Here is a 7,176-nt window from a genome sequence, read left to right on the forward strand (position 1 = left end):
TGCACAAAGAATGAACATTCCGGATAAAAAAACAGATCTGGAAGATAACCGAAATGCTCGCAGCTTTTTAAAAACGAGAATTCAGACTGAAAGTGCCGGGTTTTTCAACGGCCTGCTAGACTCAACGGTGATGACGCGTTACGGGCAGCAGGAAGGCGCGGCTCGTGGTTACAACAACCCACGAAAACCGGGACGTTGCTCACATCATCCACTGATGGCCTTTGTTGCAGACACACGCATGATTGCGAATCTCTGGTTGCGGCCAGGTAACAGCCATAGCGCCAATAATGTGCTTTCGTTTTTGGATGATAGCCTGGATAAGTTGGGCGATAAGCGAGTCGCATTGCTTCGAGCTGATAGCGGTTTTAGTGAACGGGCATTTCTGGATGATTTGGATCGGCGCGGCATGAATTATTTAATTGCATTACGCTTAAACCAGCCGTTGCAGAGAGCATTAGTCGATGAAACAGGTTGGTGGAAATTGGATGATGGTATTGAGTTAGTTCGCTTTGATTACCAGGCACCGAGTTGGGACGAGCCGCGTCGGGTCGTGGGTATTCGTCAAAAAATAGACGAACGTGCTAACGCCAAGGGCAAACAACTCTCCTTATTCGTAGATGATGCTGTTTTTTCTCAGTATCGTTATAGCGTGATCGTCACCAATATAGACTTGCCTGCAGCAGAACTTTGGCGTTTATATCGTGGTCGTGCAGATTGTGAAAACCGCATCAAGGAACTGAAATATGACTTTGGCGGAGATAGCCTTAATCTCAAGAACTTCTGGGCTACCGAGGCGGCTTTGTTAACGGTCATGATGGCTTACAATTTAATGAGCCTGTTTCGTCAGGGGGTAATGCGAAGCAACACCGTTTCTGATAAGCCGGATGTTCAGCACACCCTAAAAACGCTACGCTACAAGCTCTTTGCCAAAGCAGCTTACATCACAAATGACGGGCGAAAGAAAATCATAAATATGGCCGTTGCTATGCAACATCGTGAGTGGTTTGAGGGACTCTGGGACAAGTCCAAGTCCTTTGATTTGCCCGTGAAATTTAAGCCCGTCTTCTCTCCTTAGAAAGTTCTAATGGAAAATCTGGGTTAATTCTTTGTGCTACTTTGGAACCGATAGTCATCACGACATCTTTTGCTTTCTGAAGCATATTAATGTTCCTATTAAACGGTGCAATCACGCAGCAGGTTTTGCTTGCGCTAATGGTTTTATTGAGTTGATGATGTTTTTGGATACGTTGTTGTTGGTGACACGAACGAATTCAACTTCACGGACCAGCGGGAATCCAGATCAGATTAGTATGGGTGGCAAGAGTAGCTGGCGTGAATACGTGTTTGTCGAGCGGTTGTAAAAGAGCGTCAAATACGAAGAGGTATATCGCTATATCGATAACCTGCCTGCAGTGCAAAAAGAAGCGCCTTCGCGCCTGCTATCGGCGAGATTCTCTTATGGACAGGAGAAAATTTTAAATCAGTGGAGTAACTGATTTGCTATTCGATGGTTCTTAGGCATAGAATTAGCATTTTCATTGCGTATATTAAAGTTGTGCATATACGGAATTACTTTAAATTGAATAAATTCAGCGATATTTTCTTCCATTGAAAAATTAGCAGCATAGCGCATGAAAAAATCCAGCACTTTATCTTCATCCACTTGATGGAAAGGATTCAACGTGCTGCTACATAATAAATGACTGGCAGAACATAAAAAAGGCGTTAATCGTTTAAATTGTTCAAAATCTGCAGATTCCAAATAACAGTTTGTTAATAGATTGGCGAAATTGTTTTCAAGTGCAGCTAACCGCATGTTGTGTAGAAAAGTAACTGTATGGATCTGGAATGAATTTTCAGGAATATGAACGACGGTTTTAAAATCTAACTCTGGAATGTGTGAATCAGTGAGACGCTGCAAGTGATTGAATACTGAATAGCATTCTGTTCCTACTTGTTTATCTGTTTTCATTTGATTTCCCTCTAATTTAATTGAAGATTTTTCCTAATACCAAATTGAGCAGAATCAATTTGATCATAAAAATATTTATAGCTAAACAGATAATAAGCGGATGTATGCCCTTTAATACATTATTTAATTCTCAGATGCTTAAAAATCTATTTTATTAAGTATTGTGAGATATTATCTCATTGAATTCTTGCAGCAATATCTTACCCGTGGAAAATGAAAGCATCACAGACATCCGTGCCAATATTTAAATGGGGCGTGTTGAAACTACAACAAATATGTTTGCATCACAATACAATCGGCGATTTCTGACCTATAAGTATCCTGAGATAACTCGATAATATTTCCTTGAAGGGTTTGCAAACTGTTTTGGATAATTAACAGTGATTATGTATCGTGACTATGACTAATCTCACGTCAACGACTATAACTTAGCACTTACAGACAAGCGATCCGTCTGGCAATTGCCCGCTGGGTTGTGGACAATGAGAGGTGCGCCCCAATAGAGTTTTATAAGCAAATTCAGGTCGTCGCTGCCAGGTTAGCAAAAATTCCTGTTCATCCTCCACGGCTTCTGGTTTCTTGCCAGAATCAGGAAACTGACTCAGGATATCCTGATAATACGCTTTTCGCTGCCAATAATTTACATGAATGCCATCCAGACCAAACCAATCCGAACCCTGCTCACACAGTTTAAAATGCCGTTGTGCCGCCATACCTAGTAATCCGCGATGCACAACTTGCGCACGGCTAATAGTTTCATCTTTAGATAATTGGCAGGATGGGTAGAAAATATTACGAAAAAAAATGTAACGCCGCTCGGATAAACTTTCAATTGAAGCCATCGGTAGATTAGTCACTATAATTTGCGCCGCGTGTTTCTGCAGTTGATTGATGCACCATTCCAACGTTCGCAATACCTGTTCTGGTGACAATCCATACAAAATATCATTACCAATATCAGTTAACAACGCGTAAGTCGGGTGTGTCTCAGCCAAATCCAACTGTCTCCACAACTCGCAATCCGCAATCCCCGGCAAACCGCGCCACAACATGTGAGTGAACGTTCCATACGCACGTCCATGTCCAAGCGCCGTAAGAACCTCACTTGGCCCGCCAAATCGTTGTTGCATTAAATGAATAGTTAAACGTAACGACAAAGTAAGGTTGCTCGCTCCGAGCAGGACGAAGCGGTTTCTAGGTGTTTTGTGATAACTATCCACTATATAGGCTAAGCGATTCGTCTATTGTCCAATATTGCGCTTCGATCTTGAATTTGCAAATTTCTATTGTTTTTTGATCCCGCATGATAACGCTCAAATTCCGGGGGATCAATCACGGAAGCCACTGGGATCGGATTTGTTGTACAAAAACTCCCTTAACCTCGCTGATACCAGAAACGTTCACCTCGCAACTTTGAAATATTGACAATTATTTTGCTAAAGAGTAGACAGAAGGTAACGGAATTTTTCCGTTAAAGTCTTTTGATCAGATTCAGAAAATGTGATCAAATCGACTGATTCTAACCAGCACATATTTGATTCCGGCCAAAGGAGGTCTTATGAAAAAGCAATTTTGGATTACAACGATACTGGTCATTCTATTGATAGCATTGGGTCAAGCGCATGCCAGTGAAAAAGAAGTGAGTAAAGATCAAGTACCCAAAGCTGTACTCGAAGCTTTTGAAAAAGCTTATCCCAATGCTAAAGAAGTAGAATTCGAGCAAGGAATGATTGAGGGTAAAGCCGTCTATGAAATTGAATATAAAGAAAATGACCGAGAGTACGAAATTTTGTATGACGCCGATGGGGAGGCACTGCAGAAGGAAGAGTCAATTGATGTCAAAGCACTGCCTGAACCTATAACCCAGGCTATTGCCAAGGTATACCCAAACGCCACCATTGAAGAAGCTGAGAAAGTGATGAAACCGGATGGAACGGTTACTGGCTATGAGGTGGAAATCAAGTCAGAAGAAAAGAAATTTGAACTTCAATTGGATACTTTCGGAAAAATCTTGAAGACAGAACAGGATTAAATCCAGTCGGGTCATACATGAGGAATCAATCGATTATTACGTTAGTAGTGATAAATAAAATAAACCGAATGATGGCCCGCCAACTGATCTCAAGAGTATTTCTAAATGTGCCTATGTAATTTTTATCATCGCCCTTGTCACTCACACTTTTTATCCTAGTTGTTTTTCGCAAATGCAATATTTTCTTGGTTTTCTAGCTACTCCGTGCATTTTATTGTTATTCGCGACGGCTAGTTTGGCACAAGAACATAAGAAAATTCAACCAGTTATACTGGAGCCAATTAACATTACTGCCACTCGCAGCGAACGCTTACCTTCGCAGATTCCCAATAGCATCACGCAGATCAAACGTGATCCGCAGCAGGGCTTTCAACCGGGCGCGACTTTGGATGAGTTTGCGCGTGGCACTCCGGGAGTTTTCTTTCAAAATCAGTTTAATTTTGCGCAGGATGTGCGCATTGCCATTCGTGGCTTTGGTGCGCGCTCGCCGTTTGGTGTGCGCGGGATCCAGATGCGCGTGGATGGAATTCCACAGACGCTGCCAGATGGACAAACCCAGCTGGATTCAATCGATCCTTCGTTAATCGAGCGTATGGATATTGTGCGTGGACCATCGGCTGCACTGTATGGCAATGCTTCCGGTGGCTTGATCGATATCACCACGCGCGAAGCGCCGCCAGAGAAATTCGTTGTAATGCCACGCCAAGTGTTCGGACAATACGGTTACTTGAAATCCGAGTTGTTCATGGGCGGGCGCAGCGGAAATTTCGGCTATAGTCTGTATGGCTCTCACTTGCAGCAAGACGGCTGGCGTGATCACAGCGCGATGCAAAATACGTTTTCGCAGGCTAAGTTGAATTTCCAAACCAGCATAAATTCCGATCTGATGCTGGTATTCCGAGAGCTTTATTCTCCGCTATCCAAGGATCCGGGTGCCTTGACCAGTGCGGAGGTACAGGTTAATCCACGACAGGCCTCGGCACGCAACGTGCAGTATAACGCTGGCGAGGAAATTCGACAGGAAGAAATGGGCATACGGTTTCGCCAAAGACCTTCTGCCGGAAAAGAATTTACTGTGACGGCGCACATGCAACACCGTGACTTCCAAAGCCGTCAACCTTTTTTCGATGGCGGACAGGTTCAGTTTGATCGCTTAGTGGGCGGATTAATGATGCAGTTTGTCAATGATCATGAATTGTTCAACCGCCCCAACCGTTTTCTGGTCGGCGTCGACTACGGCATACAAAATGATGATCGACAGCGCTTCAATAACAATTTTGGTATACGCAGCGCACTGAATTTAAGCCAAATTGAGCGCGTGCAAAGCGTGGGACCATTTGTGCGCAATGAATGGAATGTTGCCGATAAGCTCGATCTGGTGCTCGGTGGTCGTTGGGATTGGTTGCATTATCAAGTCAAAGATCAATTTAAAAGTGATGGCAATGAATCTGGTTCTCGCACAGTGTCCCAAGGCAGTGGTTCTGCTGGGCTGGTGTATCACCTCACCGATCAGCAGCAACTTTATGCGCATGTCGCATCCGTTTTTGAAGCGCCGACCACGACTGAATTACTGAACAACCCTGCTGGAAGAGGAGGATTCAATCCGAATTTGAACGCGCAAACATCGCTCAGCAACGAGCTTGGTTTTCGCGGTAACTCTGCGGGATTTCAGTACGACACTGCAGTATTCTTTATTCGTACCTGGGACGAAATCACGCCATACGAGCTAACGACATCACCGGGTCGAGCATTCTTCCGCAATGCCGGCCAATCACGACGTATCGGCGTGGAAACACGTCTCGCCACACCAGAATGGAAAGGCTTGCGAGGCGAAGTCAGTTACACTTTCTCTGATTTTGCATTCGAAAAATACGTGATCAATGACATCAACCTGAAAGGCAATGTTTTTCCCGGCATCCCTGCGCACCGTTGGGAAGGATTGCTGCGCTATTCACACCCGTTTGGTTTCTTTGGACAGTTGCATGTGCACCGTGTTGGCGGGTTTTATGTTAACGACATTAATACCGCGACCAACCCGGCCTATAATTTAGGACAATTACTCTTCGGCTGGGAGCTGAGACGAAACTGGATCGAAGGTTCGGTGTTTCTCGGCCTCAACAATCTGTTTGATACGCAATATAACGCCAATACACGCGTCAATGCGGCACTCGGCCGCTATTACGAACCGGGGCCACCGCTCAATCTATTTGGCGGAATACGAATGCGTGTTGTCGTGTTTTAGTAAATATCATGTTTTACCAGCTCTTTTCCTGAAATGTAACCATTTCCAATTTGCTATACTTCGATGCCTGTGAATACTTAATACTTAATACTTAGGTATCAAGTATAATTTGAGCGCTTAAAAAGAATAATTATACTGCCACATCCCGCCTCGTCCACTATCGCAAACCAATTTCGCTATCGACAAAGCTGCAGGAGATTAAACCATGCTAATAGAAGACGCAATCAAAGATCAACAAACGGTAACCTCAGAGGGTGAATCGACAAATGTTCTGCTGACAGGAGTGAAAAAATATGAAGTACCTAATATCATCACGCCCAACGGCATTACCACAGAGCTTTATCGTCCGGAATGGGACGTAGGGCCTGATCAGATACGGCATATGATTCACGCCATATTACGAACCGGTGCCATTAGTGCTTGGCATGCGCATGAATCTCAAATTGATACTATCTTCGTGATCAGTGGAACAATAAAATTGGTTCTGTATGATGATCGCGCTGATTCAGCGACAAGAGGTCAAATCAATGTCTTTCATTTGAGTCGTATGAGGCCTACATTAATCACTATTCCGCCTGGTATTTGGCATGGTTTGCAGAATTTGGAAAATTTTGAAAGTAGTTTTATTAATTATTTTAATAACCCTTATATTTATTCTGGTCCAGATGAATGGCGCTTACCATCGGACACCGACAAAATTCCTTATCAATTCAAGTAAGTTATAAGGAAGCCGTAAGATCCTTCAATTCCTAACTTAGGACTTTATTTCATGAGCTTTGGCAGCGACTTCGTTCTCACATTATTCACCAATGATCCAGATTTGGCACGGGCTGGCAATGCGGCTGGCATTAATCGTATTGGCCTTGACTTGGAAAGAATGGGTAAAGAGCATCGCCAGGATGCCAAGAAAGCATGGATTTCTGATCATCA

6 protein-coding genes are annotated in these 7,176 nt (G+C 43.7%); 4 read left to right on the forward strand and 2 right to left on the reverse strand.

What is annotated here, in order from left to right:
* A partial coding sequence (locus Q0C11_RS13835) for an IS1380 family transposase (RefSeq protein ID WP_293008960.1) occupies nucleotides 1–1,075 on the forward strand: 1,075 nt, incomplete at its 5' end.
* Nucleotides 1,076–1,480: 405 nt separating this feature from the next.
* On the opposite strand, the gene Q0C11_RS13840 is transcribed toward Q0C11_RS13835, so the two are convergent.
* Entirely contained in the window at nucleotides 1,481–1,972 is a 492-nt protein-coding gene (locus Q0C11_RS13840) for a hypothetical protein (RefSeq protein WP_293008962.1), read from the reverse strand.
* Between the two features lie 428 nt (nucleotides 1,973–2,400).
* Nucleotides 2,401–3,192 (reverse strand): hypothetical protein, encoded by a 792-nt coding sequence (locus Q0C11_RS13845; RefSeq protein WP_293008964.1) that lies wholly within the window; start codon nucleotides 3,190–3,192, stop codon nucleotides 2,401–2,403.
* A gap of 338 nt (nucleotides 3,193–3,530) precedes the next feature.
* Here Q0C11_RS13845 and Q0C11_RS13850 point away from each other — a divergent pair, with 338 nt between their 5' ends.
* From Q0C11_RS13850 to Q0C11_RS13860, 3 genes are all read left to right on the forward strand, one after another.
* On the forward strand, nucleotides 3,531–4,004 hold the full coding sequence (locus Q0C11_RS13850) for a PepSY-like domain-containing protein (RefSeq protein ID WP_293008966.1): 474 nt from the start codon (nucleotides 3,531–3,533) through the stop codon (nucleotides 4,002–4,004).
* 172 nt (nucleotides 4,005–4,176) lie between these two features.
* Nucleotides 4,177–6,246 (forward strand): TonB-dependent receptor, encoded by a 2,070-nt coding sequence (locus Q0C11_RS13855; RefSeq protein ID WP_293008968.1) that lies wholly within the window; start codon nucleotides 4,177–4,179, stop codon nucleotides 6,244–6,246.
* A gap of 205 nt (nucleotides 6,247–6,451) precedes the next feature.
* Nucleotides 6,452–6,964: a dTDP-4-dehydrorhamnose 3,5-epimerase family protein gene (locus Q0C11_RS13860; protein ID WP_293008970.1), complete on the forward strand. Its 513-nt coding sequence runs from the start codon at nucleotides 6,452–6,454 to the stop codon at nucleotides 6,962–6,964.
* Nucleotides 6,965–7,176: the final 212 nt, after the last annotated feature.

Source organism: Nitrosomonas sp., from assembly GCF_022842015.1.
Lineage (GTDB): Bacteria > Pseudomonadota > Gammaproteobacteria > Burkholderiales > Nitrosomonadaceae > Nitrosomonas.

Bases quoted from the DNA above. Each gene is read 5' to 3' on its own strand.
- Q0C11_RS13860 (WP_293008970.1), top strand. From the start codon at position 6,452: ATGCTAATAGAAGACGCAATCAAAGATCAACAAACGGTAACCTCAGAG.
- Q0C11_RS13855 (WP_293008968.1), top strand. From the start codon at position 4,177: ATGCAATATTTTCTTGGTTTTCTAGCTACTCCGTGCATTTTATTGTTA.
- Q0C11_RS13850 (WP_293008966.1), top strand. From the start codon at position 3,531: ATGAAAAAGCAATTTTGGATTACAACGATACTGGTCATTCTATTGATA.
- Q0C11_RS13840 (WP_293008962.1), bottom strand. From the start codon at position 1,972: ATGAAAACAGATAAACAAGTAGGAACAGAATGCTATTCAGTATTCAAT.